Genomic DNA, 24998 nt, shown 5'->3' with positions numbered 1-24998 from the left:
CGCCGGACCCCGCCCGGCCAGCGGGTTGGCGAGGGGCAGCGTCGGCAGGTGGACGCAGGCGGTGCGAACGCCGAGGGCGTGAGCCCCCGCCCGGCGCAGGGTGGCCGCACGCATCAGCAGGGGACGGGCGGCGTCGGTGGTCGGGTGGGCGTTCATGGCTCCTCCTCCTCGCTCGCGCGCCGGCGGCGCGGCACCCCGCCGCCGCGGCTCGTTCGCCCCGGGCCACCGCCCGCAGGGGCTCCCGGCACAGCGGCCGGCGGACGCGGCGGGTCGGACCCAAGCCGCGCGGGGCAGATCATAACCGCCGCGCCGGCCGGGGCGGACACGCCGCGCGGACGGCACACGCCATCCGCGCGGGACGCGACCGGAACGGCGGCCGATCCCCGGCCCCGGCGTGCCGCCGGGAGCGGCTCAGTTCACCGGCGGGATCGGCTCGTTGCGGTCGTTCAGCAACGGCACGCCGTAGCCCTGCAGGATCGTGTTGATCTCGCTTTGGTTGGCGCTGATGAAGTCGTTGAGCTGATGCTTCCAGTTCAGCTCGCCGGGCCGGATGCCGAAGGTGATGCGGTAGACCATCTGCGGGTCGCCGCGCTCCTTCACCAGCGGCACCACCGCCAGCGGCGCCTCCGAACGCTTGGCGAAATAGCCGCCGATCGGCCCCCACAGGATGCCCGCGTCGATGGCGCCGGAATTGATGTCGGCGATCATCTTCTCCGCCGGGCTTTCGTAACGGCGGTCGACCATCAGCGCATAGGGGCGGGCGAAGCCCATCAGCCCGTTGCGCTGGAGCAGGTCTCCCGGCGGCGAACCGGCGACGACGCCGATGTGCATCCCCTTCAGCCGGGGGTCGCTGAGCGCGTCCACCCCGTCCAGCGGGCCGTCCTTGCGGTAGATCAGCGTCCAGGCGGATTTGTAATAGGGATTGGTGTTGAGCACCGGATCGGCGCCCGCGACATACCCCATCACGATGTCGCACCGCTTGGCGCCGAGCGTCATGCGGTAGAAGCCGGTGGCCTGGGGAAACCAGGTGTAGTCGACCGCCAGCCCGAGCTTGCGGCCCAGCAGCTCCGCCACCTTGTTCTCGAAGCCCTCGCCCTTCTCGTCGGTGAAGGGCATGTTGGCGGGATCGGCACACACGCGCAGCGTGGAGCGATCGACGAGATCCGACACCTGCGCGCGGGCCGGGACCAGCCCGGCCGGCAGCAGGAGCACGAGGCCGAGCAGCGCCGCGCGAGCGGCGCCGGCCCGGCGCCGCGGATCAGTTAGACCGGCCGAAGCACTGGTTTTCATTGGCCCCATACGCCTTCGTCTTGTCCTCGCGCTTGGAGGGACGCTCCCGGCCGAGTGCGCCGTCGGCACGTGCCTTGAGGTAGATGTAGAGGTCGTCGAGGTAGCACATCACGTTCAGGTTCTCGCCGAAGGCGGGCATGACCTGGTCGGCGGTGCCGTGGCCGATGTTGCGCTTGCCGTTCACCACGGTCTCGGTGAACTGCTCATAGGTCATGGTCTTGAGCGAGTTGGCGAGGGCGGGGGCGTAGGACGAGCCCATGCCGTCCGGGCCGTGGCAGACATGGCATTCCGCGTGATAGCGGCGGTAGCCGGAATAGGTGTACCAGTCCATCGTCCCGTCCGGGGCGATATGATAGGTCGGGGTCCCGTCGGGCAGGGTGTACTTGCCGAGATCGTCCTTGGTCGCGGCCTGGCCGCCGACCGTCTTCGCCCCATCCGGCGACACTGCCGCGGCGCCGGTCGCGGCGGGAGCGGGCTGTTCCTGGGCCTTCGCGCCGGCGGCGGGAAGGATGAGGCAGGCGGCGAGCAGGGCGGCCGGCACGATCCGGAGCCGGCGCGTCTGCACCGAGCTGAGGATCGACCGTCCGAAGGCGTCGTTCGTCATGGGGTCACTCCCGGGGGGCACCAGGCCACAGTTGGAATCGAGGTCCGCGGCGGGCAAACCCGCGCACGGCCTGGAACAATTCTAAGAATCTTATAAAGGGCGGCTTCTCGATATGGCGGGGCCTGGCGCACCGGTGTCCGATGGCCAGGCCCCGTCAGTTGCGTCCGTCAGGGGAGGAGCCGCCCGTTGCGGGCAGGCGGCGGGCCCCGTGGGTTCCGTGAAGATCCAGGCGCCGCCCGGCGGGACCGGGCGGCGGGAGAGGCCCGTCAGTTCGGCAGGCTGAAGACGGTGAGCTGGCCGCCGAGGTTGGTGTAGTTGCTGAGAGCGGCATAGCCACCCACCGCACCCAGACCCGCGTTCGGATCGGTCAGGCCCGCGGCGAGGCCGATGCCCGCCCAGCCGCCGACACCGGAGAGCACGGCAATGTACTGCTTGCCCTTGTGCTCATAGGTGGTGACGTTGCCGATGATGCCCGAGGGGGTCTTGAACTTGTACAGTTCCTTGCCCGTCTTGGCGTCAACGGCCTTCAGGTAGCCTTCCAGCGTGCCGTAGAAGACCACGTCGCCGGCGGTGGCGAGCGCGCCCGACCACACCGAGAACGGCTCCTTCAGCGACCAGACGATCTTGCCCTTGGTGTTGTCCCAGGCGATGAAGTTACCCATGCCGCCATGGCTGTTCGGCGCGGGATACATCGACAGGGTGGCACCGACATAGGGCTGACCCGCGGTGTAGCTGACGCGGAACGGCTCGTAGTCCATGCAGACGTGGTTGGTCGGGACGTAGAACAGGCCGGTCTTGGGCGAGAAGGACGCCGGCTGCTGGTCCTTGGAGCCGAGAGCCGCCGGGCAGATGCCCTTGGTGTTCACGTCCTCGCCCTGCTGCTGGGTCGAATACTGCGACACGACCAGCGGACGACCATAGGTCGGGCTGTTCTTGTCCATGTCGACCTTGGTGGCCCAGTTCACCGCCGGATCGTACTTCTCGGCGACGAGCAGCTCGCCGGTCACGCGATCGAGCGTATAGCCGAAGCCGTTACGGTCGAAGTGGGTGAGCAGCTTGCGGGGCGCACCGTTGAACTGCTGATCCGTGAGGATCATCTCGTTGATACCGTCATAGTCCCACTCGTCGTGGGGGGTCATCTGGTAGACCCACTTGGCGACGCCGGTGTCGGCGTCGCGCGCCCACACGGTCATCGACCACTTGTTGTCACCCGGGCGCTGGGCCGGGTTCCAGGTCGAGGGGTTGCCGGAGCCGTAATACACCAGGTTGGTTTCCGGGTCGTAGGAATACCAGCCCCAGGTGCAGCCGCCGCCGATCTTCCACTGATCGCCTTCCCAGGTCTTCAGCGAGGAGTCCTTGCCGACCGGCTTGCCGAGCGAGGTGGTCTTCTCCGGGTCGACCAGGATGTCGCTGTCCGGGCCCATGGAGTAGCCGCGCCACACCTGCTTGCCGGTCTTGCTGTCGTAGGCGGTCACGTGGCAGCGCACGCCGAACTCGCCGCCCGAGATGCCGACGATGACCTTGTCCTTCACCGGCAGCACGGTGGCGGTGTTGGTTTCGCCCTTGGTCGGGTCGCCGTTCACCACCGACCACTTCTTCTCGCCGGTCTTGGCGTCGAGAGCGACCAGGGTGGTGTCAGCCTGATGCAGGTAGATCAGCCCGTTGGAATAGGCGAGACCGCGGTTCACGGTATCGCAGCACATCACCGGGATGACGTTGGGGTCCTGCTTGGGCTCGTACTTCCAGATGATCCGGCCGTCGTCGTTGAGATCGAGGGCGTAGACGATATTCGGGAAGGGCGTGTGGACGTACATCACGTCGCCGATGATGAGCGGGCCGCCCTCATGGCCGCGGAGCACGCCGGTGGAGAAGCTCCAGGCTACCTGGAGTTTGCCCACATTGGCCGCCGTGATCTGATCGAGCTTGGAATACCGGGTGTTGGCGTAATCCCCGGTCTGGATACCCCACTGCTTGGGGTCCTTTATGATGCTGATGAGCCCATCATTGGCCGCGGCGGGCCAAGCATAGGCGGCAGTCGCCAGAAGCACAGCCGCATAAGCAAGCTTGCGCATTATCTATCTCCTCCTGAACGCGTTCCTCCGGGCGCAGCCGACAGTATACCGCCGTCCCGCGTCGGTTTATTTTTGTCGTTTGACGTTCATCTTCAGCAGCGTGTCACGACCGACTGGGGGAGAAGCAGCCGGACTTCACGGGGGCCATCCTGCCCCAAGCTGGTCTACGAACCGAATTCCGGGACGTTTTCGCCTCGAAAAACGTTGAAGCCGAAGATGTAGGGACCCTAGACCGATTTTTAGCAGCGCGCAATAAGAACGAAGGCCGCTTTGTTCTCTTATTATGATTTTGCTGCAGTTGCGAATTGACATTTTGTATACCAGAGAGATTTACTGCGAAATCACTCCGTTCCCGCTGCGTTATCCTCATTGTGCAGCTGCGCTGCCGCCTCACTCCCACTCCAGTTCATGATAGGCGGCGATGGCGTTGCGGGACGCGAATTCGTCGAAAAGCGCCCAGCCGGCGGCCTGAGCGCGCCCGGCCTCGGCCGCCGCCTGCCCCATGGGAACCCCGCCTGCGATCAGGCGCCGCACGTCGTCGCGCAGCGCCTCCAGATAGGCGCGCTCCGGGCCGGCGGCATCCGGCCAGCTCACCCGGGCCGGGCCGTGGCCGGGAATCACCCCCGCCGCGGCGCGCGATTCCAGCGTGTCGAGCTGGCCGATCCAGCCGAGCAGGCTGCCGTCGAGCGTCGGCACATGGCCGACGAACAGCAGGTCGCCCAGGAACCACAGCCCGGTGGCGCCGTCGCGCACGGAAAGGTCGTTGTCGGTGTGCGCGGTGGGGTGAGCCTCCAGCTCCAGCGCGCGCCCGCCGAGATCGAGCGTCAGCGTGGTTTCCACCAGAAGGTCCGGCAGCACGATGCGGGTGCCCTCCGCCTCCGGGCCGAGCAGGCGTTCGGCCTGGGCGAGATAGGTGTCGGCCCGCACCGAGAGCGCGCGCGGCAGCTTGCGATGGCCAACGAATCGCACCCCCTCCCCGGCAAAGGCGGAATTGCCGAGCACGTGGTCGGGGTGCATGTGGGTGTTGATGACGTAGCGCAGCGGCCGATCGGTCACCCGCGCCGCCGCCTCGCGCAGCCGCGCCCCGGCGAGATGGCTGTTGCCGGTGTCGATGATGGCGGCGGCCTCACCGCCGACCACCACGGCCATGTTGGCGATCGCCCCGCCATTGGCCGGCCCCACCAGCTCATAGGGAGCGCGGTAGACATGGATGCCGGGGCCGACCTCCTCCAGCACCATGCCCTCCGGCTGGGCAGCGAAGGCGCAGCCGCAGGGCGAGGCGAAGCGCTCCGCCGCCAGTGCCCCGGTGGCAACGGCGGCGAAGGCCAGAGCCGCGCGGCGGCTGATGGGCGGCAGCATCCGGGGCATGTCGCCTCCGAGCACACAAACAGGCACAGCGACAAGGCGGGGAGGAAGCAGCGGCACTCCCGTGCCCCGCCTCGCACGGGGCGCAGCAGGGGACGGCCTTGGGCGGCCGCGCGCCATCCGCGCCGCCGCAGCCACAAATCAGGCGCCGGCGTTCCGGCCGCCCGCGCCGGGGGCGAGGCCCCTCATGCCCTCAGAGCCGGGGGATCGCCCCCGGCACGGAAGGCCGCCAGCCCTCAGGGCTTCTTGGCGCCGGTCTCGTCATACTGGCCGAGGAAGGCGATCAGGTCGGCGCGGTCGGTGTCCTTCGGAATGCCCGCGAACACCATCTTCACGCCGGGCATGAAGCCCTTCGGGTTGGCGAGGTACTGGGTCAGGATGTCGGCGGTCCACACATCGCCCTTGGCGTTGTGCTCCTTCAGCGTGTCGGAATAGGCGAAATCCGGAACCGCGCCCATCTTGCGGCCGACGATGCCGTTCAGTTCCGGGCCGACCTTGTTCTTGGCGCCCTCGCCGATGGCATGGCAGGCCATGCACTTCTTGAAGACCGTGGCACCCTTGGTCGGGTCGCCGTCGGCCAGCGCGACGGTGGTGCCGAGGGCGAACAGAGCGGAGGCGAGCAGAATGCGGTTCATCGGATCCTTCCTAGGGCAGGTTCGTTGCGTGGCGCCGTCAGCCGCGGCGCTTGAAACCGGGCGCACCATAGCGCCAGTGTTAGAACGATCCTAGACGGCGAAAGGTCCAAGATCGCGGCATCGCCGCCAACTGTGCCTGCTTTCCCACGGGCCTGAACGGTTTCGAAGGTGCGTCATGGCGTCACGAGGCCGATTTTCAGCCAAATCGGACGTGTTTTCCCGCCCCGCCGCGTCGCACCCCCGCCCCGCCCGCGATATGAGGACGCAATGCCCCTGATCCCCCACGCCACGCGCGGCCCCGGTATCGAGGTTGTGAAGCTCGGCGGCAGCCTGATGGGCAGCGGCGGGGTGCACCCCGGGCTGCGCCCGCTGCTCGCCGCCCTCGCCCGCGCCGGCGCGCCGCGTGTGGTGGTCGGCGGCGGCGGCGCGCTGGCGGATGCGGTGCGGGCGCTGCAGCCGCGGCTCGACCTTTCCGAGCGGGCGGCGCACGAGATGGCGATCCTGGCGATGGAACAGACCGCGGTGGCGCTGGCCGATCTCGCCCCCGGCCTCGCCCCCGCCGCGGACGAGGCGGCCATCGCCGCCGCCCATGCCGCCGGCCGGGCGGCGCTGTGGCGGCCGGCGGCGCTGGCGCTGGCGGCCGAGGTGCCGGCGAGCTGGGAGGTGACTTCCGACAGCCTCGCCGCCTGGCTCGCGGTGCGGCTCGGGGCGGCCCGCCTCACCCTGGTGAAGACGGCGCGCGTCGAATTGCCCGACGGGCCGGCGGAGGACTGGGCGGCGGCCGGGCTGGTTGATACCTATCTGCCGGTCGTCACGCGGAATTTCGCGGGCACGCTGCGCGCGCTCTCCATCGGCGACGCGCTGGCGCATTATGCGGCCGACGCCGCGTCATAACGGAACAGCCATGTCGAAAGCGTCAGACACCAAGGCCCACCCCCCCCGCTGGAGCTGGGCGCTCACCGGGTCGGGCCATTTCTTCACCGAATCGATCGAGCTGATCCAGCAGCTCGACGCGGTGGACCTGTTCGTCTCGCGCGCCGCCGACGAGGTGCTGCGCATGTACAAGCAGACCCTGCCCGCCGGCACCCGCCTGTTCAAGGAGACCACCGCGAGCTCGGCGCCGGTGGGGCGGTTCTACGAGGGGCTCTACCACACCCTCATCGTCTCGCCGGCCTCGGCGAACACGGTGGCGAAATGCGTCTACGGCATTTCCGACACGCTGGTGACGAACTGCTTCGCCCAGGCCGGCAAGTGCCGGGTGCACTGCATCGTTTTCGCCTGCGACACCGCCCCCGAGATGATCACCACCGCGCCGAAAGGCCCGGTGCCGGTCTATCCCCGCCGCATCGACCTCGAGAACACCGCGCGGCTGAAGGAATTCGACGACACCACCGTGGTCGAATCGGTGGAGGAGCTGCGCGCCGCCATTGCCGCGCGCCAGCTCGCCCTCGCCGGCCGGGACCCCGGCTGATGGCGGAGGGAGACGGCGCCGGCCCGCCGCGGGAGAAGGTGGCCTTCGTCACCGGCTCGCTGGCGGAGCCGCGTCTCAGCCGCATCGCCGAGGAGCTGGCCGACGAGCGGCTGGAGCCGGTCGTCGTCAATGTCGGCGTCAAGGTGGCGGCGCTGATGACGCCGGAGATCGTCGAGCGCCGGCTGAAGCTGCCGGCCGGCACCGACCGGGTGCTGCTGCCCGGCCGCTTCAAGGGCGATATCGAGCGGCTCGCCGCCTTCTTCGGCGTGCCCTTCGCCCGCGGGCCGGAAGAAATGGCCGACCTGCCGGACTATTTCGGCCAGCAGCGCCGCGCCGTCGACCTCAGCCGGCAGGATACGGCGATTTTCGCGGAGATCGTCGACGCCACCGTGCTGGATGTGCCGGGCATCCTGGCCAAGGCCCGCGCCCTCGCCGCCGACGGGGCGGACGTGATCGACCTCGGCTGCCTGCCCGCCACCCCCTTTCCCCACATGGAGGCGGCCATCGCCGCGCTCCACGCCGAGGGGCTGAAGGTCAGCGTCGATTCGCTGGAGCCGGAGGAGCTGGTGCGCGCCACCCGCGCCGGGGCGGATTTCCTGCTCAGCCTCAACGAGGCCACGCTCGACATCGTGGACGAGGGCCCGGCGGTGCCGGTGCTGATTCCCACCCGGCCTTCCGACCTCGATTCGCTGCTCAGGGCCATCGCCGGCTGCCGGGCGAAGGGGCGGGCCTTCTATGCCGACCCCATCCTGGAGCCGATCCATTTCGGCTTCACCGCCTCGATCGAGCGCTACGCGGAGTTGCGCCGGCGCGAGCCGGACATCCCGATCCTGATGGGCATCGGCAATGTCACCGAGCTGACCGACGCCGACACCACCGGCATCAACGCCATTCTCATGGGCATCATCTCCGAGCTGCGGCTCAACGCGGTGCTGGCGGTGCAGGTGAGCCCGCATTGCCGCACGGCGGTGCGCGAATTCGACCGCGCCCGGCGCGAATTCTTCGCCGCCCGCGAGGCCGGTGCGCTGCCGCAGGGCTTCGGCGGCGGGCTGATGGCGCTGCGCGAGCGCAAGCCCTACGCCACCACGCCGGAGGATGTGTCCCGGCTGGCCGGCGAGGTGCGCGACCGCAACTTCCGCATCGACGTGACCGAAGCCGGCGTGCACATCTACAACCGCGACGGCCACCACCGCGCCACCGACCCGTTCGACCTGTTCCCGAAGCTCGGGGTGGAGAATGACGGCTCCCACGCCTTCTATCTCGGCGTGGAGCTGGCGCGGGCGGAAATCGCGCATCTGCTCGGCAAGCGCTACGCGCAGGACGAGCCGTTGCGCTGGGGCGTCGCCGGGGCCACCGCCGCCAGCGCCGAGGAGGCTCACCGTTTGACATTCAAGGACGCGGGCTCGACGCTCCGCGCCGCACGCAGGAAGGCCGAAGAGACGTGATCCGCGAGACCATCGTCACCACCCGCTCGGCGGCGGGGGACTCCCACATCGCGCCCATGGGGGCGACGGTGATCGAGGGCGGCTATCTCCTGCAGCCCTTCCGCCCCTCGCGCACGCTGGACAATCTGGCCGCCACCGGGGTGGCGGCGGTGAATTTCACCGACGATGCCCGGATGTTCGCCGGCTGCGTCACCCGGCGCTGGACCGATTTCGCCCTCGCCCCGGCCCGCGAGATCGACTGCCCGCGGCTCGGCGCCGCCCTCGCCCATGACGAGGTGGTGGTGGAGCGCCACGAGGACGACGGCCAGCGGGCGAAGTTCTTCTGCCGCGTGGTCGCCAGCGCCAACCACGCCCCGTTCAAGGGGCTGAACCGCGCCCGCGCCGCGGTGCTGGAAGGCGCCGTGCTGGTGAGCCGGCTGTCCCTGCTGCCGGACGAGAAGATCGACCGCGAGATGGCCTATCTCGCCATCGCGATCGAGAAGACCGCCGGCGAGGAAGAATGGGAGGCCTGGCACTGGCTGAAGGAAGCGGTGGCCGAGCATCGCCGGAGGCGGGCCTCGTGAGCGCGCGCAACCGCCTGCTGGCGAGCGTCGCCGACCTCGCCGAGATGGAGGTCGCCCGGCTCGGCGGCGCCGACATCGTCGACCTCAAGCAGCCCGCCTTCGGTGCGCTCGGCGCGTGGGGAGCGGACGCGCTCACCGCCGCGGTGACGCTGTGGTCGGCCTGGGGCGACACCCGGCCGATGCTGAGCGCCACCGCCGGCGACCAGCCCATGGTGCCCGCCATCCTGCGGGAGGCCGCCACCGGCATCGCCCGCACCGGCGTGCCGATGGTGAAGGTCGGCATCTTCGACTCGCCCCGCGCCGCCGACTGCATCGACGCGCTGGCCCCGCTCGCCGCGACCACCCGGCTGGTCGCGGTGCTGTTCGCCGACCAGTCGCCGGATTTCGGGCTGATCCCCCTGCTCGGCCGCTGCGGCTTCGCCGGGGTGATGCTGGACACCGCCGACAAGCGGCTCGGCCGGCTGACGCTGCATCTTGACGCGCTGACCCTGTCGCAGTTCGTCGGCGAGGCCCGCCGCCACGGCCTGCTCACCGGCCTCGCCGGCTCGCTGCAGGTCGACGACATCGCCCCGCTGGCGGCGATCGGGGCGGACTATCTCGGCTTTCGCGGCGCGCTGTGCCGCGGCGGGCGCACCGGGGCTCTGGACCCCGCCCGGCTGCTGCAGGTGCGCACCCGCCTCGCCACCACCCCGGAGGGCGAGGCACGGGATTAGGCCCCGGCCCGCCGGCCTCCTCCCGCCCCTCCCCGCCCCCTCCCCTTGCAAAAGCGCAGGGGTTGCCGCGCGGCGATGCCGACGGCGCCGGCTTTGCGCGGGCGGCGGGACCGCCTAGATCAGGCGGCAACGGCGCCCGGGCGCGCACCCGTCCGCGCACCCGTCCGCCGCACCCTGGGAGGCTTCCATGGAACTGGGCGTCTACACCTTCGCCGATATCGGCACCGATCCCGCCACCGGGCGGGCCATGCTGCCCTCGAAGCGGCTGGCGAACCTGATGGAGGAAATCGAGCTGGCCGACCAGGTCGGGCTCGACGTGTTCGGCCTCGGCGAGCATCACCGCGCCGACTACGCCCTCTCCACCCCCGCCGTCGTGCTGGCCGCCGCCGCCTCCCGCACCCGTTCCATCCACCTCACCAGCGCGGTGACGGTGCTCTCCTCCGACGACCCGGTGCGGGTTTTCCAGGAGTTCACCACGCTGGACCTCCTCTCCGGCGGGCGCGCCGAGATCATGGTGGGGCGCGGCTCCTTCATCGAATCCTTCCCGCTGTTCGGCTACGACCTCAACGACTATGACGAGCTCTTCTCCGAGAAGCTGGAGCTGCTGCTGAAGCTGCGCGCGGCCGGGCTTGCCCAGGCGCCGGTGAGCTGGCAGGGCCGCCACCGCGCCGGGCTCGATAACGTCATGGTCTACCCGCAGCCGGAGCGCGAGCTGCCGGTGTGGATCGCGGTCGGCGGCACGCCGCAGTCGGTGGCGCGGGCGGGGGCGCTCGGCCTGCCGCTCGCCATCGCCATCATCGGCGGCCAGCCCCGCCGCTTCGCCGGGCTGGCGGAGCTGTACCGCGAGGCCGGGCGCCGGGCGGGGCAGGACCCGGCGCGGCTGAAGCTCTCCATCAACAGCCACGGCTTCGTCGGCGAATCGGCGCGGGAGGCGGCCGACGCGCTGTTCCCCGCCTATGCCGAGGTGATGGGCCGGATCGGCCGCGAGCGCGGCTGGCCGCCGCTGAGCCGCGCCCAGTTCGACGCCGGCACCGGGCCGGAGGGCCACCTGCTGCTCGGCACCCCGGAACAGGTCGCCGAGAAGATCGTGGCCCAGCACGGCTTCTTCCGCCACGACCGCTTCATGCTGCAGTCGAGCCTCGGCCCGGTGCCGCACCGCGAGGCGCTGCGCTCGATCGAGCTGTTCGGCACCCGGGTGGCGCCGCTGGTGCGGCGCGCGCTCGGCACGCCGGCGGCTTCCGCACCGTGATACCCGCCCCGCGCGAGACGCCGCGCCGCCACACGTGACACAACCTCGGCTTGACAGCACCGCCGCCCGGGTTCAGTGAACGCGCATGACGGCACGGCCTCCCGGCGGGAGGCCACCGTTTCCCCAGACCGAAAAGCCCCCCAACCCCGATGTCCAGCGACAGTACCAGTCGATTGTCCCGGCCGCAGGCCGCGGGCGCAGCGCTCCGGGTGTCAGGGCAGACCTGAGGCCTCGGCTCGCCGCCTCCCGCCGCCACGGGCGGGACGGAAGGAGAGCCGAGATGGAAGAGATCCGGGACCCGGAGGACAACCTCCGCGAGCGCGACGAGCCGGTGGACGCGGCCGCCCTTGCCGCCGAGCTGGCCGAGGAACACCCCGCCGACATCGCCGAAGCCCTCGACGAGCAGGAGCCGGAGACCGCCTCCGCCGTGCTCGCCAGCCTGCCGCACGAGCGCCAGGTCGAGGTGCTCGACCTGCCGGACTTCGAGCTGTCCAGCGACCTCATCGAGGCACTGCCGGTCGAGGAGGCGGTGCACCTCGTCGCCGCCATGTCCGCCGACCGCGCCGCCGACCTGTTCCGCTGGATGGAGGAGCCGGCGCGCTCCCACCTGTTCGCCCGGCTGCCGCCGGAGACCCAGGCCGAGCTCTCGCGCCTGCTGTCCTACCCCCCGCACACCGCCGGCAGCCTGATGACGACCGAGTTCGTCACCGTGCCGTCGAGCTGGACGGTGGGCGACACCCTCGCCCATATCCGCGCGATCGAGCGCACCCGCGAGACCATCTACGCCATCTATGTGCTCGATCCCGTCAGCCACCGCCTGCTGAAGGCGGTGACGCTGCGCCGCCTCATCATCGCCGACCCGCAGCAGCCGATTCTCTGGGCCGCGCCCTCGCACGACCCGATCACCGCCGACCCGCTGATGGACCGCGAGGAGGTGGCGCGGCTCATCTCGAAATACGACCTGCTCGCCGTGCCGGTGGTGGACGCCAGCGGGCATGTGCTCGGCATCGTCACCGTCGACGACATGATCGACGTGATGATCGAGGAGACCACCGAGGACGTGCAGAAGTTCGGCGGCATGGAGGCGCTGGACGAACCCTATATGGAGATCGGCTTCTTCAGCATGCTGAAGAAGCGGGCGGGCTGGCTGTGCGTGCTGTTCATCGGCGAGATGCTGACCGCCAGCGCCATGCAGCACTTCGAGGACGAGCTGGAGAAGGCGATCGTGCTGACGCTGTTCATCCCGCTCATCATGAGCTCGGGCGGCAATTCAGGTTCGCAGGCGACCTCGCTCATCATCCGCGCGCTGGCGCTGCGGGAGGTGGAGCTGTCCGACTGGTGGCGGGTGGCGCTGCGGGAAATTCCCGCCGGCCTCGCGCTGGGCAGCATCCTCGGCCTGCTCGGCATGGTGCGGCTGGTGGTGTGGCAGCAGATCGGGATCTTCGACTACGGCCCGCACTGGGTGCTGGTGGCCTGCACCATCGGCGCGGCGCTGGTCGGCATCGTCACCTTCGGCTCGTTTGTCGGCTCGATGCTGCCCTTCATCCTGCGCCGGCTCGGCTTCGACCCCGCCAGCGCCTCGGCGCCCTTCGTGGCGACGCTGGTGGACGTCACCGGCCTCGTCATCTATTTCAGCGTCGCGCTCGCCATCCTCGGCGGCACGCTGCTGTAGGCCCGGCCATGAAGGCCCGGCGGCGCCGGGCCTTTCTCCTCAAAGACGGGGCGGGGCCCAGCCGCGCCGTTGCCCGTCACACCACCAGCACCTCGCCCTGCCCGCCCATCAGCGTGTCGCCGACGAGGCGGCGGGCGTGGGTGGCGGCGCCGATGAAGGCGCCCAGCTCGGGCACCCGGCGGCTCATCAGCCGCAGGGCGACGAGGTCGTGGCTGCCGGTGTCGGCGAAGCCCGCCGGCAGTTCCGGCACCGCATGGGTGAAGACCGTGCCGCGCTTCATGCCGCGGCCGAGGCGCGGGCCGATGCTGCCGCCCACCGCGACGGTGCCGGCGATCATGTCGGTCGCCAGCCCCTCGCCGGCGTCGCCCGCCACCACGATCAGCCCGCCGCGCTGGCGCTCGCCGAGCAGGGCGCCGGCGGAGCCGTGGATGGCGAGCACACCGCCCGACATGCCGCGCCGCGAGCCGGAGGAGGCAGCGCCGGCATGGTCGCCGGCCGCCCCGTTCAGCTCGATGCGCCCGCCCGACATCTCCGCGCCGAGATAGGCCCCGGCCGCGCCGGAGATGCGCAGCACCCCGCCGCTCATGCCGAGCCCGGCCCAGGCGCCGACCACGCCGTCGACGATGATCTCGCCCGAAGCCAGCCCGGCGCCGACATGGTCCAGCCGCTCGTCGCCGATCTCGATCAGCAGCACGCCGTCCGGCCCGCCCTCGACGAAGAACAGCTCCGCCAGCGCCACCCGGCCGCCGCCATAGGGCACGGCGAGCTGCTCGGCCTCGCGCAGCGACAGCGTGGCGAGGGCGGCGGGCGTCACGCCGGAAAGGTCGGCCCGGGCCGCCAGCGGCGCCCGCGGCTTGAGGTGAAGTCCGGCCATCACAGAGCCTCCGTCACGAGGGGGGAGCCCGCCATGATCTCGCGCAGCTTGAAGTGGAAGGGGCCGAGATTGCCGCCGTAATTGCCGGCGTCGATGGCGATCACCCCGCCCGCCGCGCCGATGCGGCACACCGCCTCGATGCCGGCGCGGGTGCAGGCCGCCACCGCATCGAAGCTCACCCCGTCGATCACGATCTCCATCACCGAGCCGACCTCGGGGGTCAGCGCGCTGTCCACCGTGCCGTAGAGCGTGGGGCAGTAATGGTGGTTGGTGGAGGCGAACAGGCCCTTGTACTTCGAGCCGACCTTGGAGCCGGAGCGCACCACGCCGCCCGGGAAGGGCAGGATGTTGCCCTCCACCTGCGACATCGCCGCCACCGCTGCCTCGGCCGCCGCCAGCGCCTCGCCGCGGGAGCGGGCGAGAATGAGGAAATTGCCGCCGCCGACGCCTTCCACCGAGCCGGTGTCCTCGTCGCAGACGAACTCGCCCTCCATCACCGGCACGCGCCAGAAGCGCTTGCTGTCGATCTTCTTGGAAATCTGGTGGCCGTCGCCGAAATAGCGGATGGTCTTGGCCAGCGGCACCCGCTTGCCGGTCTCGATGCCGGCGAAGCAGGCGGTGGTCGGGCAGGTGAGCACGCACTGGCCGAGCCGCAGCGGCACCACCTTCTTCAGCGAGCCGAAATCCATCGCGAAGATGAGGATGGAAACGCCGGGGCGCCCGTCGGGCGTTTCCTCGGCGGGAACGACGCGCTCCACCGCGGCCTCGCAGCCGCAGCCGATGACCGAGGTGGCGAAGCCCGTCGTGGTGCGGCCGGCGATCAGCGCCCATTCCGGCGTGTCGGCGGTGATGATCAGCCGGGTGCCGACCATGGGAAAGGCTTCGGCGAAGCTGTCGCGGATGTCGACGCCGTTGATGATCATCGGGCGGATTCCGTCGCGGCCCCGTGGCGGGGCGCGGGCTGGGAGAGGAAAACGGGGCGCGGGCTCACAGGCTCGTCCCCTCGCATGTCAGGATGGTCGGCCCGGCGCCGCCGCGCAGCTCGCCGTCGGCGATGCGGAAATGCTTCGCCTTCAGCCCCACCGCCTCGTCGAACCAGCGCTCCATGTCCTTTTCGATGCCGCGGTCGAATTCCGGCCGGGCGACATGGGTGGTGCCGGCGACGGTCTCGACGATCTCGCCGTCCTTCACCACCAGCCGGCCGTTCTTGAAGACGTAGCGGGCCCTGGAGAACATCTTCTCCCGGTCGGAATCCTCGGTGTGCACCACGACGTCGCCGACCCCGCCGGGGGCGAGGTGGCCCTTGTCGGTGAGGCCGAGGATGCGGGCGGGGGCGGCGCGGGTGAGGATCGCCATCTCCTCCAGCGTGTATTCGCGGGTGATGCTTTCGAGGATGGTGTGGCTGCGCGCCGCCTTGTGCAGGGTGGCGAGCTGGGCGTTGCGGAAATCCCGGTCCATCAGCAGCCGCATCAGGTGGGGATAGGTGGTGAAGGGGCCGCCATTGGGGTGGTCGGTGGTGAGGAAGATCCGCCAGGGGTCCTCCACCAGCAGGAACAGCTCCAGCCCGATCGCCCATTGCAGCGCGTTGACGAAGTTGCGGTCGCGGTATTCGAACGGCACCACGCCGCAGGCGGCGTCCAGCTCGATATCCATGCCGATCGACTTTTTCGGCGAGGCGAAGGCGCGGTTGCGGTACTGCGACATGTAGTCGGCCGAGGCGGTGATGGTCTGGCCGAACATGACCTGCCCCACATCCACCGAGATGTTGGGGTGGGCGTTCACCATCTCGGCGATGCGCGCGGCCGAGGAGGAGAAGCGGCGGTCGCCCTCGGTGCCGTAGGAATGGAACTGGAGATGCGTCAGGTGCAGCCGGCGCCCCTCGGCGGCGAGGATGGTGGCGAGGGTCGTCTCGTCATTGCCGGGAATGCCGAGATTGCAGCCGTGCAGGTGGATCGGGTGCGGCAGGCCGAGCTCGGTCACCGCCCGGATCAGCGTCTGCAGCACGGTGCGCGGGGTCACGCCGTAATGGGGATTGCCCTCGTCGAGGTTCATCCGCCGGGCGTTGAACTTGAAGGCGTTGATGCCGCCGGGATTGACGATCTTGATGGCGAAGGCCTGGGTGGCCTCGATCATCCAGCCGACATAGGCGTTGATCTGCTCCTGCTGCGCGCCCGCCGCCATCAGCCGCAGCAGATAGTCGTCATTGCCGAGCACGAGATAGGCGCCGGTGTCGAGATTGGGGATGTCCGCCATCTCGAGATGGGCGCCACGGGCATTGGCGCCCACCATGGCCGGCTCGAACACGGTGGTGTAGCCAAGCTCGGAATAGCGGCAGCCGGTGGCGTGGGCGCTGGGCGAGGCCCGCCCGCCGCCGCAGCCGCAGAAGGCGCCGGGCAGCTCGGGGTAGGCCCGGCGGTCCTCCTGCATCAGCAGGCGGGCGAGGTTCATCTTGCCGCCGGCGATGTGGCTGTGCAGGTCGATGCCGCCGGCCAGCACGATGTCGCCGCCGAGGTCGTATTCCTCGGCGGGCAGGTCGGTCGGGGTCACCAGCCGCCCGTCATGGATCTCGACGGTGCGGGTGGCGCCGGTCGCCACCCCGTTCTCGCCCGTGGTCGGGTCGAGCACCCGCCCGCCGGTCAGCCGAACTCTCATGGCGCGTCTCCTGCAACAAGGCGCACAGCCTCGGCGACGCTGGGCAGCGTCGCGACGCGCAAGGCGCCGAGCGGCAGGCTCACGATGGAATCCATGCGGTACACCGTTCCGGCATGGTCGATGCCGGGGGTGCCCACGGGAATGAAGACCTCCGGCGGCCGCGCGAAGCGCGTCTCCGGATGGGCGAAGGCGATGACCTTGCCGGCGAAGTCGGGCGGCGGCTCCGGCCGGAAGGCGGAGACCCACACCAGCACGTCGGCATCCTTCAGCGCCGCCTCGGTGGAGAACAGCGCGGGGTCGTGCTCCGACACCTGGCCGCGGATGGCGGTGCGCAGGGGATAGCCGAGCCGCCACAGCAGAAGCTGGTTCACCCCGATGATGTTGTCGCGGCCGCCGAGCGGGAAGACACCGGCGCGGGTGGTGAGGTTCAGCGCGTCGACCAGCGCGGTGGCGCGCTCGGCGATGAGCGCGCCGTCCGCCAGCGTCGCCCCGTTCCAGGTGACGACGGCATAGGCCGCCCCGGTGAGGGCGGCGGCCGCCGCCGCGAGGTCCGCCGCCGCGACGCCGCCGACCGTTCCGCCCGGCAGGGTGCGGCCGCGGGCGAGCCCGACGATCGCCTCCAGCGCCGCCACGAGGTCGTCGGCCGGCAGGTGCACGGTCTCGGCGCCGCCGAGCTGGGCACGGGCCTTCTCGCCCGGCGCCTCGCCGAGGAAGATCACCTTGCGGGAGCCGGCGAAGAGCGGGGACGCCGGCAGCAGCCGCTCGAACAGCCGGCCGAAGCTCGCGGTGGGGTCTTCCCCCACCACCAGCAGCACGTCGCAGCGGTTGCGGACCTCGGCGAGGGTGGTGGCGAGCCAGCCGGTGCGCTGGACCGCGGCATAGTTGCGGAACAGCCCCTCGGAAGCGGCGTGGTCGAGCACCCCGCCGAAGCGGGCGGCAAGCTCCAGCACCGCGCGGCCGCCGTCGATGTCGACGCCGAGCCCGGCGAAGAGCGGGGCGCGGGCGGCGGCGAGAATCGCCCGCGCCGCCGCGACCGCATCGGCCTCACTGGTCACCTCACCATACTGACTGCACTGCGGCTCGCGGGCGTCCGCGCGCCGCAGGAACAGCCGCGCCGCCTCCGGGCAGACGGTATCCCGCGCCCGCACGGCGCTGCCGTCGGTCTCGATCGTCAGGTCGTCGCAGCCGAGGCCGCAAAACCCGCAGACGACATCCCGGACGATGTGGGGAGCGCTCTCAATCTCGGTCATGGCGGTCAATCATACTTGATGTAAGCAAAGCGCAGATCCCCGCGCGGTGTTCCCTCGAGCGCGCTGCCCGGCTCCTCGCCCGGCTGCCAACCCACGACATCTTCTATCTTTTTCGCGAGCTGGAAATCCCGCTCGGTAATGCCCTTCACGTCGTGCGAGATGAGCCGCACCTCGACCCAGGCATAGGAGGCTGTGATGTCGGGATGGTGCCAGGCTGCCTCGGCGAGGTGGCCGACGGCGTTGATCACCATCAGCGTGCCTTTCCAGCTCGAGGTGCGCCAGGTTCGGCGGATCCAGCCATCCTCCAGCCGCCACTTCGGCAGCTCGGCCGCGAGACGGGCGGCTATCTCCTCGTCGCTGAACGTCTTTTTGGGATCGACCGCCACGGCGCCACCTCCTCCCACGGGTCCTCGCCCGTTCTGGCGCGGGCGGAGTCGAGGGATTCGGTAGCACGGCGTCCGCCGCCACCGCAAACGCCGTGACCGTGCCGCCCGGCGACCGCTTGTCCCCGCAACCGCGCTGGCCTTACCATGGCGGTGAGGAAACGCCCGTGAACAACACAAGACTTCCATTCGACGCGGCCCGCGACGAAGGCGGCCCCACCGCGGTGCGCATCAGCGCGCCGGGCCGCCTGCATCTTGGATTTCTCGACCTCTCCGGCACGCTCGGCCGCCGCTTCGGCAGCCTCGGCGTGACGCTGGAGCGGCCGGCGACCATCGTGTGCCTGCAGAAGGCCGACCGGCTGGAGGCCAGCGGGCCGGATGCCGACCGGGCGCTGGCGGCGGTCGAAAAAGCCGCACGTGCGTTCGGGCTCGACCCGGCGGTGCGGGTGACGGTGGAAGCGGCGCTGCCGCCCCATGCCGGGCTCGGCTCGGGCACCCAGCTCGGCCTCGCCGTCGCCACCGCCCTCGCCATCCTGCGCGGTCGCGACCTGTCCGCCCGCGACCTCGGCCAGGCGCTGGCACGCGGCGCCCGCTCGTCCATCGGAATCGGCGCCTTCACCCAGGGCGGCGTAATCCTCGACGGCGGCAAGGCGGTGGGCACCGGGGCGGGCGACGCCCCCCCGCCGATCCTCTCCCGGCTCGCCTTTCCGGAGGACTGGCGTATCCTGCTGGTCTACGATCACGCCCATCGCGGCCTCAGCGGCAGCGCCGAGGTGCAGGCAATGGAGCAGCTCCCTCCCTTCGCCGACACCCTCGCTGGCCACCTCGCCCGCCTCACCGTCATGAAGGCGCTGCCGGCGCTGGCGGAAGGGCAGGTGCGACATTTCGGCGAAGCCGTGGGGGAAATGCAGAGATTGCTCGGTGACCACTATGCGGGCGCACAGGGTGGCCGCTATACGAGCCCCGATGTCGCCGAGGTCATGGAGTGGATCGAGGCGGCCGGCGTTTGCGGCGTCGGCCAGAGCTCCTGGGGTCCCACCGGTTTCGCCATCGTCGGCTCGCCCGACGAGGCGGAGCGACTGATCGGCGAGGCGCGCGTCCGTTTCGGCGCGTTGTCTCACCTGGCTTTCGACTGCGTTCGCGGCAGCAACGCCGGCGCGCGGATCGAACGGCTTGCCTGCTACGCGCAGCGCTGAGCGGCGGTTTGGCGAAAGCCCGCGTCGCTATCCTTCTCCCGCCAACGAGGCCGCAACGGCCCGAACCTACCTAGGAGAATGAAACGACATGGCGGACAAAGCTCCGATCCTCCACATCGTCACGCCGCTTTCCCACGTCAGCCCGTTCGACGTGAACATGGCGGTCGACGCCGGATACGCCACCATCCTCCCCTATTCCCGCGTGAAGCTGGAGGAGATGATGGACCTGACGCAGGACATGATGTTCTCGCGTCCGCCCGACCACGCCTCCCGCACCGGCCTGTTCATCGGCGGCAAGGACGCCAGCCTTGCCCTCGACATGGCCAAGGAAGCCAGCAACGCGCTGTTCCCCCCGTTCCAGATCTCGGTCTTCGTCGACCCGGCGGGTTCCTTCACCACCGCTGCGGCGATGATCGCCAAGGTCGAGGAGAAGATCGCCGGCCGCCGCGAAGGCGGGCTGAAGGGCGCCAAGCTGCAGGTCTATGGCGCGACCGGCGTCGTCGGCGGCATCGCGGCGGTGATCGCGGCGCAGGCCGGCGCCGATGTCACGCTGGTGAGTCATCGCGACCTCGACGGCGTCCGCCTGAAGGCGGCGGACTTCAAGGTGCGCTTCGGCGTCGATCTCTCGAGCGCAACCGCGCGCAACGACGCGGAGAAGCACGCCATCCTGCCGGAGGCCGAAATCGTGCTCGCCTGCGGCAAGGCCGGCGTCCAGATCCTGACCGAGGATCACCTCGCCTCCGCCAGCCGGCTGCTGGTGGCCGCCGACGTCAACGCCGTTCCCCCGCCGGGCATCGCCGGTGTGGAAGCCCATGACGATGGCAAGCCGATCAGCGGCCAGGCGGTGGGCATCGGCGCGCTGGCCATCGGCCATGTGAAGTACCGGGTCCAGCACGAGCTGCTGAAGCAGATGCGCGTCACGGATACGGCGCTGAATATCGGGTTCGAGGATGCCTTCAGGCTTGCAAGGTCGCTCCTCGCCGCGTGAGGCTCCGGCACCGGACAGCCTTCCCACCCTCGTCGTCGCGGGCATCTCTGCCCGCGGCCTCGCGGCTGCGGCGCGCCGCGCGGGATACCGTCCGATCGCGCTGGATCTGTTCTGCGACCAGGACACACGGGAACTCGCTGCGGACGCCGCCCTGGTGCGTCGCCGGGGCGGGTTTTCGTTCGACTCCGATGATTTCATGGCGCAGCTCACGGCCCGTGCCGCGCCGGGACTTCCGGTCGTGCTCGGCTCGGGTTTCGAGGAGGCGCCCGATCTCGTCGCGCGTATCGCGCGGGACTTCGACGTCGTGGGCAACGGACCGGACCAGCTTTACCGTCTCAAGGACCCGGTCGCCCTCACCACCCTGCTCGCCTCGCTCGCCATCCCACATCCTCGGCTCTTCCCGGACGGAGCACCGGCAGGCACGGCGGCGCTGGAAAAGCGGATCGGCGGTTCCGGCGGCTGGCATGTGACACCGGCGGAGCGGGCCCGCGGGCCGGGCTGGTACCTGCAGGAGCGCCTCCCCGGCGATCCCGTCTCCGCGCTGTTCCTGGGCGACGGCACGCGGGCGCGGCTGCTCGGCTTCTCCCGGCAATGGGCGAGCCCAACGGCCGGGGCGCCGTTCCGCTACGGCGGCGCTGCCGGGCCCATCGCCGTGCCGGAGGTAATCACGCGCGAGGTGACCCAGGCGCTCGACGCGCTGGTTGCCGCCGCCGGTACGGTGGGCCTGATGAGCGCCGACCTGCTGCTCACGGCGCAGGGCTGGAACCTGATCGAGATCAACCCCCGGCCCGGCGCCACGCTGGACATCTTCGACCATGCCCCGCTGCCGCCGCTGCTCCGGCTTCATCTCGACGCCTGCGGCGGCAGGCTGCCGGATATCGCGCCCTTGATGCCCCGTCCGGGCCGCCCCGCCCATGCCGCCGCCGTACTCTATGCCCCGCAGGCGATCGGGATTGGCCACGATCCGCTGCCCGCCTGGACCGTCGACCGGCCCGCGCCGGGCACGCGCATCGAGGCGAACGACCCGCTCTGTACCGTGCGCGCCTCGGCCGACACCGCCGAGGCGGCGCGCACCGCCGTAACCGAACAGATGGACGAACTGTGGCGTGCGCTCCGGCGCAGCCGCCGCACCGCCGCAGCCCAGGAGACCTGACCCATGAGCGACCCCCGCCCGAGCGTAGCCGCGCTTTCCGCGCCTCTCATCGACGCCCTCGTCGCCCAGGCCGGCCCGCTTCGGCTCGGCGTGAGCCGCAGCCCCTGCGGCGCCCGCATCATCGATGCCGGCATCGCGGCACGGGGCGGCATCGAAGCCGGCCGGCGCATCGCCGAGATCTGCCTCGGCGGCCTCGGCTCGGTAGGCATCGCGACCAGCGGGCGCTTCGCACGCTGGGGCACCATGGTGACGGTCACGACCGCCGACCCGGTCCTCGCCTGTCTCGGCAGCCAATATGCCGGCTGGAGCTTGTCCGAAGGTGATTTCTTCGCCCTCGGCTCGGGTCCCGGCCGCGCGCTCTGGGCGAAGGAGAAGCTGTTCGAGGAACTTGCCTACAAGGACAGCGCCGACCATGCCGGGCTGGTACTGGAAGTGGACAAGACACCGCCCGACAGCCTCGTCGCCCGCATCGCCGAGGAATGCGGCATCGCGCCGGAGAAGCTGACCCTCATCCTCACCCCCACCAGCAGCCTCGCCGGCACCGTGCAGATCGTGGCGCGCGTGCTGGAGGTCGCCCTGCACAAGACGCATGCCCTGCATTTCCCGCTCGACCGCGTCGTCGACGGCATCGGCAGCTCGCCGCTGCCCCCGCCGGCACCGGACTTCGTCGCCGCCATGGGCCGCACCAACGACGCCACGCTCTATGGCGGCGACGTCCAGCTCTTCGTCACCGGCCCGGAAAGCGAAGCCCGCGAGCTCGCCGAGGGGCTGCCAAGCTCGTCCTCGCGCGACCATGGCCGCACCTTTGCCGAGATCTTCACCGCCTATAAGGGCGATTTCTATGCCATGGACCCGATGCTGTTCAGCCCGGCCCGGGTCACGGTGACGGCGCTGGAGACGGGGCGCAGCTTCACCTTCGGCGCCTTCCACGACGACATACTGGAACGGTCCTTCGCATGAGCCATTCGCCCCTCGAGCGCCGCGCCGACACCGTCGTCATCTTCACCGAGGATGCCGACTGGCACACCCGCACCCTGCGCCGCGCCATCGAGCGCGAAGGCCTCGACGTGCTGGTGCTCTCGCTGAACGACTGCGGCTTCGCGATCGGCGAGACCCCGCACGGCCTGCTCATTCCCGGCCTCGACGGCCGGCTGCCCGCCGCTGCCTTCATCCGGGTGATCGCCAAGGGCACGACCGAGCAGATCACCATGCGGCTCGGCGTGCTGCATGCGCTGCGTGAACTGGGGGTTAAGGTTATGAACGACGCCCGCGCCATCGAGCGCTGCGTCGACAAGAGCATGACCAGCTTTCTCATCGGCCGGGCCGGCCTGCCGACGCCGCGCACCTTCGTCCGCGAGGATCGCGCCGCCATGCAGGCGCTGGTCGACGAGGCGCCGGCCGACAGCGTGCTGAAGCCGCTGTTCGGCGCCCAGGGCAAGGGTATCCGCCGCATCGAGCCGCGGCAGCCCCTGCCGGAGCCGGAGAAGGTCGGCGGGGTCTATTATCTGCAGGACTTCGTCGAGGGCCGCCAGAGCGGGGGCATGTACCAGGACTGGCGCGTCTATGTCGTGGGCGGCCGGGCGGTCGCGGCGATGATCCGCCGCTCGGAGCGCTGGATCACCAATATTCATCAGGGCGCTGCCGGCGAGCCGGCGCCGATCGACGGCATCGCCGCCGCCTATGCCGTGCGCGCCACTGCGGCGGTAGGCGCCGACTATGCCGGGGTCGACCTCATCGAGGATGCCGCGGGCGGCTTTTCCGTGCTGGAGGTCAATTCCATGCCGGCGTGGAAGGGCCTCCAGCGCACCACCGAGATCGACGTCGCCGCCACGATGGCCCGCCACCTCGCGACGACCCTCAACCGCGCGCCAGCCGCGTGAGCCGACCGATCGCGCCCATGGACGCCGCCGCGATCGAGACCCGCTTCCTTGCCTCCTGCCATGAGGAGCTGGACGCGCTGAAAGCGGGGAACGTCCATCGCTTCAGCGCCGGGCATGGCATGGAGGTCGCGCATTTCCAGGCGGCGGCTGCGGCCGCGGCACCCCGGCTCTGCACGCCGGGCGCCCGCGTCGGCGAGCGGATCGAGGCGGCGGTGGAGGCCTCCGTCGCGGCCACCGGCCTCAACACCAATCTCGGCATCCTGCTGCTGTGCGCGCCCCTCGCCGCCGCGGCCGAACGGGGCGGCGCGCTGCGGCCGGCTCTCCGGGCGGTTCTCGACGGGCTCTCCCGGGAGGATGCCGCCGCAGCGTTCCGCGCCATCACCCGCGCCAATCCCGGCGGGCTCGGCCGCGCCGCCGAGCACGACGTGGCCGCCCCGCCCAGCATCACGCTGCGCGAAGCGATGGCGGTGGCGGCGGAGCGCGACCGGATCGCCCGGCAATATGCCGGCGGGTTCGACGACATCTTCGAGATCGGGTTGCCCCGCCTCACCGCCGTGCCCGTCGACGCGCGCGCGGAAGCTGCGCATCTGCGCTTCATGGCGGCCTTTCCCGACAGCCATATCCTGCGGAAGTTCGGGCCAGAGGTTGCCCGCGAGGTGCAGGCCGAGGCGGCGCAGATCGAGATGACCGTGCCGTGGCACAGCCCGGCGGAGCAGCGACGCGCGCCGCTCGCCGCCTTCGACGTGGCGCTAAAGCGGCGGGGGCTCAATCCCGGCACCAGCGCCGACCTCACCGTCGCCAGCCTGTTCGCCGCGCGTCTTGACGGGCTGATCAGCCCATGAAGCGCCGCAGCGTCGCCGCGTCCAGCCGCCCGTCGTGAAGCGCGCTCGCGAGCAGCACCCCGGCGGCGCCGGCCTCCGCAAGGCGGTCGAGATCGGCTGCCGTGCGCACGCCGCCGGCGGCATGAACCCGGCGCGCGCCGGCCTTAGCCAGCACCTGCGCCAGCCGGGCGTGATCGGGGCCCTCCTGCGAGCCGACCCGCGCCAGCGTCATCACGATCAGCTCCGCCGGCCAGAGGGCGGTCGCCTCGTGGACCTCTTCGGGGCCCATCCGGCCGGAAGCATCGTGGTCGAGCGACAGAATCACGCCTTCTTCCGCCAGCACGGAACGCGCCGCCGCGATGTCCGCCAGCGCCTCGGTGCCGACCACGGGCTGCCCCAGCCCCTCGGCCCGGCGCCGGGAGATGCGGGCCGGCGTCGCCTCGCCCGCGTCGACCAGAAGCCTCAGCCCGGGGAAGCGACCTCGCAGCGCGCCGATGACATCATCGTGCCCGCCCGTGCCGCGGATGGCGTCGAGATCGGCGATGTAGAGCGTGCGGAAGGGAGCCAGCCCCAGCAGCGCCGCCGCCACGTCCATCGGTTCGGCTCCCGTACAGAGCGGGGTCTCGATCGGGCGGTAGGCGTGCCGTTCGCCACGGCGGGCGTGCACGACGACCCCTCCCATCAGGTCGAGCACAGGTATAAGTTCCACGCCCTTGTTCCCT

At 70.7% G+C, this 24998-nt stretch carries 24 protein-coding genes; 13 read left to right on the top strand and 11 right to left on the bottom strand.

What is annotated here, in order from left to right; all coding sequences use genetic code 11:
• Window positions 1-411 precede the first annotated feature (411 nt).
• The 5 genes from KHC27_RS10935 to KHC27_RS10915 all read right to left on the bottom strand — a co-directional run bounded on the left by KHC27_RS10935 (window position 412) and on the right by KHC27_RS10915 (window position 5966).
• Window positions 412-1290 (bottom strand): substrate-binding domain-containing protein, encoded by an 879-nt coding sequence (locus tag KHC27_RS10935; RefSeq protein WP_213338836.1) that lies wholly within the window; start codon window positions 1288-1290, stop codon window positions 412-414.
• Window positions 1259-1894: a c-type cytochrome, methanol metabolism-related gene (locus tag KHC27_RS10930; protein WP_213338835.1), complete on the bottom strand. Its 636-nt coding sequence runs from the start codon at window positions 1892-1894 to the stop codon at window positions 1259-1261. The genes KHC27_RS10935 and KHC27_RS10930 overlap by 32 nt, the downstream gene beginning before the upstream one ends.
• A 266-nt stretch (window positions 1895-2160) precedes the next feature.
• On the bottom strand, window positions 2161-3966 hold the full coding sequence (gene xoxF5, locus KHC27_RS10925; protein ID WP_213338833.1) for a lanthanide-dependent methanol dehydrogenase XoxF5: 1806 nt from the start codon (window positions 3964-3966) through the stop codon (window positions 2161-2163).
• 390 nt (window positions 3967-4356) lie between these two features.
• Window positions 4357-5334, bottom strand: coding sequence for a quinoprotein relay system zinc metallohydrolase 2 (locus KHC27_RS10920; protein WP_213338832.1), 978 nt, complete (start codon window positions 5332-5334; stop codon window positions 4357-4359).
• Between the two features lie 233 nt (window positions 5335-5567).
• Complete coding sequence (locus tag KHC27_RS10915) at window positions 5568-5966, bottom strand: c-type cytochrome (protein ID WP_213338831.1); 399 nt, start codon at window positions 5964-5966, stop codon at window positions 5568-5570.
• Window positions 5967-6233: 267 nt separating this feature from the next.
• Between KHC27_RS10915 and KHC27_RS10910 the strand changes: the two genes are divergently transcribed.
• The 7 genes from KHC27_RS10910 to mgtE all read left to right on the top strand — a co-directional run bounded on the left by KHC27_RS10910 (window position 6234) and on the right by mgtE (window position 13079).
• The gene (locus KHC27_RS10910; RefSeq protein ID WP_213338829.1) at window positions 6234-6860 is read left to right on the top strand and encodes an amino acid kinase family protein; all 627 of its coding nucleotides are present in this window, start codon (window positions 6234-6236) and stop codon (window positions 6858-6860) included.
• 10 nt (window positions 6861-6870) lie between these two features.
• Window positions 6871-7437 carry a flavoprotein gene (locus tag KHC27_RS10905; protein WP_213338828.1) on the top strand — a complete coding sequence of 189 codons (567 nt, stop codon included), beginning with the start codon at window positions 6871-6873 and terminating at the stop codon, window positions 7435-7437.
• Window positions 7437-8882 carry a DUF6513 domain-containing protein gene (locus tag KHC27_RS10900; RefSeq protein WP_213338827.1) on the top strand — a complete coding sequence of 482 codons (1446 nt, stop codon included), beginning with the start codon at window positions 7437-7439 and terminating at the stop codon, window positions 8880-8882. The genes KHC27_RS10905 and KHC27_RS10900 overlap by 1 nt, the downstream gene beginning before the upstream one ends.
• Complete coding sequence (locus KHC27_RS10895) at window positions 8879-9445, top strand: DUF447 domain-containing protein (protein WP_213338826.1); 567 nt, start codon at window positions 8879-8881, stop codon at window positions 9443-9445. Before KHC27_RS10900 ends, KHC27_RS10895 begins: the two co-directional genes overlap by 4 nt.
• A complete protein-coding gene (locus KHC27_RS10890; protein ID WP_343210890.1) occupies window positions 9442-10158 on the top strand; it encodes a (5-formylfuran-3-yl)methyl phosphate synthase in 717 nt (238 codons plus the stop codon). Before KHC27_RS10895 ends, KHC27_RS10890 begins: the two co-directional genes overlap by 4 nt.
• A 187-nt stretch (window positions 10159-10345) precedes the next feature.
• Window positions 10346-11407, top strand: a complete 1062-nt coding sequence (locus KHC27_RS10885) for an LLM class flavin-dependent oxidoreductase (protein ID WP_213338821.1) — start codon at window positions 10346-10348, stop codon at window positions 11405-11407.
• Between the two features lie 280 nt (window positions 11408-11687).
• Window positions 11688-13079, top strand: coding sequence for a magnesium transporter (gene mgtE / locus KHC27_RS10880; protein WP_213338820.1), 1392 nt, complete (start codon window positions 11688-11690; stop codon window positions 13077-13079).
• A 76-nt stretch (window positions 13080-13155) separates the two neighbouring features.
• On the opposite strand, the gene KHC27_RS10875 is transcribed toward mgtE, so the two are convergent.
• The 5 genes from KHC27_RS10875 to KHC27_RS10855 all read right to left on the bottom strand — a co-directional run bounded on the left by KHC27_RS10875 (window position 13156) and on the right by KHC27_RS10855 (window position 18241).
• Complete coding sequence (locus KHC27_RS10875; protein WP_213338819.1) at window positions 13156-13953, bottom strand: formylmethanofuran dehydrogenase subunit C; 798 nt, start codon at window positions 13951-13953, stop codon at window positions 13156-13158.
• Entirely contained in the window at window positions 13953-14876 is a 924-nt protein-coding gene (gene fhcD, locus KHC27_RS10870) for a formylmethanofuran--tetrahydromethanopterin N-formyltransferase (RefSeq protein WP_213338818.1), read from the bottom strand. The genes KHC27_RS10875 and fhcD overlap by 1 nt, the downstream gene beginning before the upstream one ends.
• A 64-nt stretch (window positions 14877-14940) precedes the next feature.
• A complete protein-coding gene (locus tag KHC27_RS10865; RefSeq protein ID WP_213338816.1) occupies window positions 14941-16605 on the bottom strand; it encodes a formylmethanofuran dehydrogenase subunit A in 1665 nt (554 codons plus the stop codon).
• On the bottom strand, window positions 16602-17855 hold the full coding sequence (locus KHC27_RS10860; RefSeq protein ID WP_213338809.1) for a molybdopterin-binding domain-containing protein: 1254 nt from the start codon (window positions 17853-17855) through the stop codon (window positions 16602-16604). Before KHC27_RS10860 ends, KHC27_RS10865 begins: the two co-directional genes overlap by 4 nt.
• 5 nt (window positions 17856-17860) lie before the next feature.
• On the bottom strand, window positions 17861-18241 hold the full coding sequence (locus KHC27_RS10855; protein WP_213338807.1) for a 4a-hydroxytetrahydrobiopterin dehydratase: 381 nt from the start codon (window positions 18239-18241) through the stop codon (window positions 17861-17863).
• A gap of 164 nt (window positions 18242-18405) precedes the next feature.
• Between KHC27_RS10855 and KHC27_RS10850 the strand changes: the two genes are divergently transcribed.
• The 6 genes from KHC27_RS10850 (at window position 18406) to KHC27_RS10825 (ending at window position 24297) form a co-directional block, all read left to right on the top strand.
• Window positions 18406-19434: a beta-ribofuranosylaminobenzene 5'-phosphate synthase family protein gene (locus KHC27_RS10850; protein ID WP_343210889.1), complete on the top strand. Its 1029-nt coding sequence runs from the start codon at window positions 18406-18408 to the stop codon at window positions 19432-19434.
• Window positions 19435-19522: 88 nt separating this feature from the next.
• Window positions 19523-20422, top strand: coding sequence for an NAD(P)-dependent methylenetetrahydromethanopterin dehydrogenase (locus KHC27_RS10845; protein ID WP_213338805.1), 900 nt, complete (start codon window positions 19523-19525; stop codon window positions 20420-20422).
• A 196-nt stretch (window positions 20423-20618) separates the two neighbouring features.
• Window positions 20619-21575 carry an ATP-grasp domain-containing protein gene (locus KHC27_RS10840; protein WP_246519803.1) on the top strand — a complete coding sequence of 319 codons (957 nt, stop codon included), beginning with the start codon at window positions 20619-20621 and terminating at the stop codon, window positions 21573-21575.
• 3 nt (window positions 21576-21578) lie between these two features.
• On the top strand, window positions 21579-22535 hold the full coding sequence (gene mch, locus KHC27_RS10835; protein WP_213338800.1) for a methenyltetrahydromethanopterin cyclohydrolase: 957 nt from the start codon (window positions 21579-21581) through the stop codon (window positions 22533-22535).
• Window positions 22532-23455 carry a RimK family alpha-L-glutamate ligase gene (locus KHC27_RS10830; RefSeq protein ID WP_213338798.1) on the top strand — a complete coding sequence of 308 codons (924 nt, stop codon included), beginning with the start codon at window positions 22532-22534 and terminating at the stop codon, window positions 23453-23455. Before mch ends, KHC27_RS10830 begins: the two co-directional genes overlap by 4 nt.
• Before the next feature lie 17 nt (window positions 23456-23472).
• Complete coding sequence (locus tag KHC27_RS10825) at window positions 23473-24297, top strand: triphosphoribosyl-dephospho-CoA synthase (protein ID WP_213338797.1); 825 nt, start codon at window positions 23473-23475, stop codon at window positions 24295-24297.
• On the opposite strand, the gene KHC27_RS10820 is transcribed toward KHC27_RS10825, so the two are convergent.
• Complete coding sequence (locus KHC27_RS10820) at window positions 24287-24985, bottom strand: HisA/HisF-related TIM barrel protein (protein ID WP_213338796.1); 699 nt, start codon at window positions 24983-24985, stop codon at window positions 24287-24289. The genes KHC27_RS10825 and KHC27_RS10820 overlap by 11 nt on opposite strands.
• Window positions 24986-24998 lie beyond the last annotated feature (13 nt).

Source organism: Ancylobacter lacus, assembly GCF_018390635.1.
GTDB classification, from domain to species: Bacteria; Pseudomonadota; Alphaproteobacteria; order Rhizobiales; family Xanthobacteraceae; genus Ancylobacter; species Ancylobacter lacus.
This window is presented reverse-complemented; position numbering and strand designations above follow the sequence as displayed.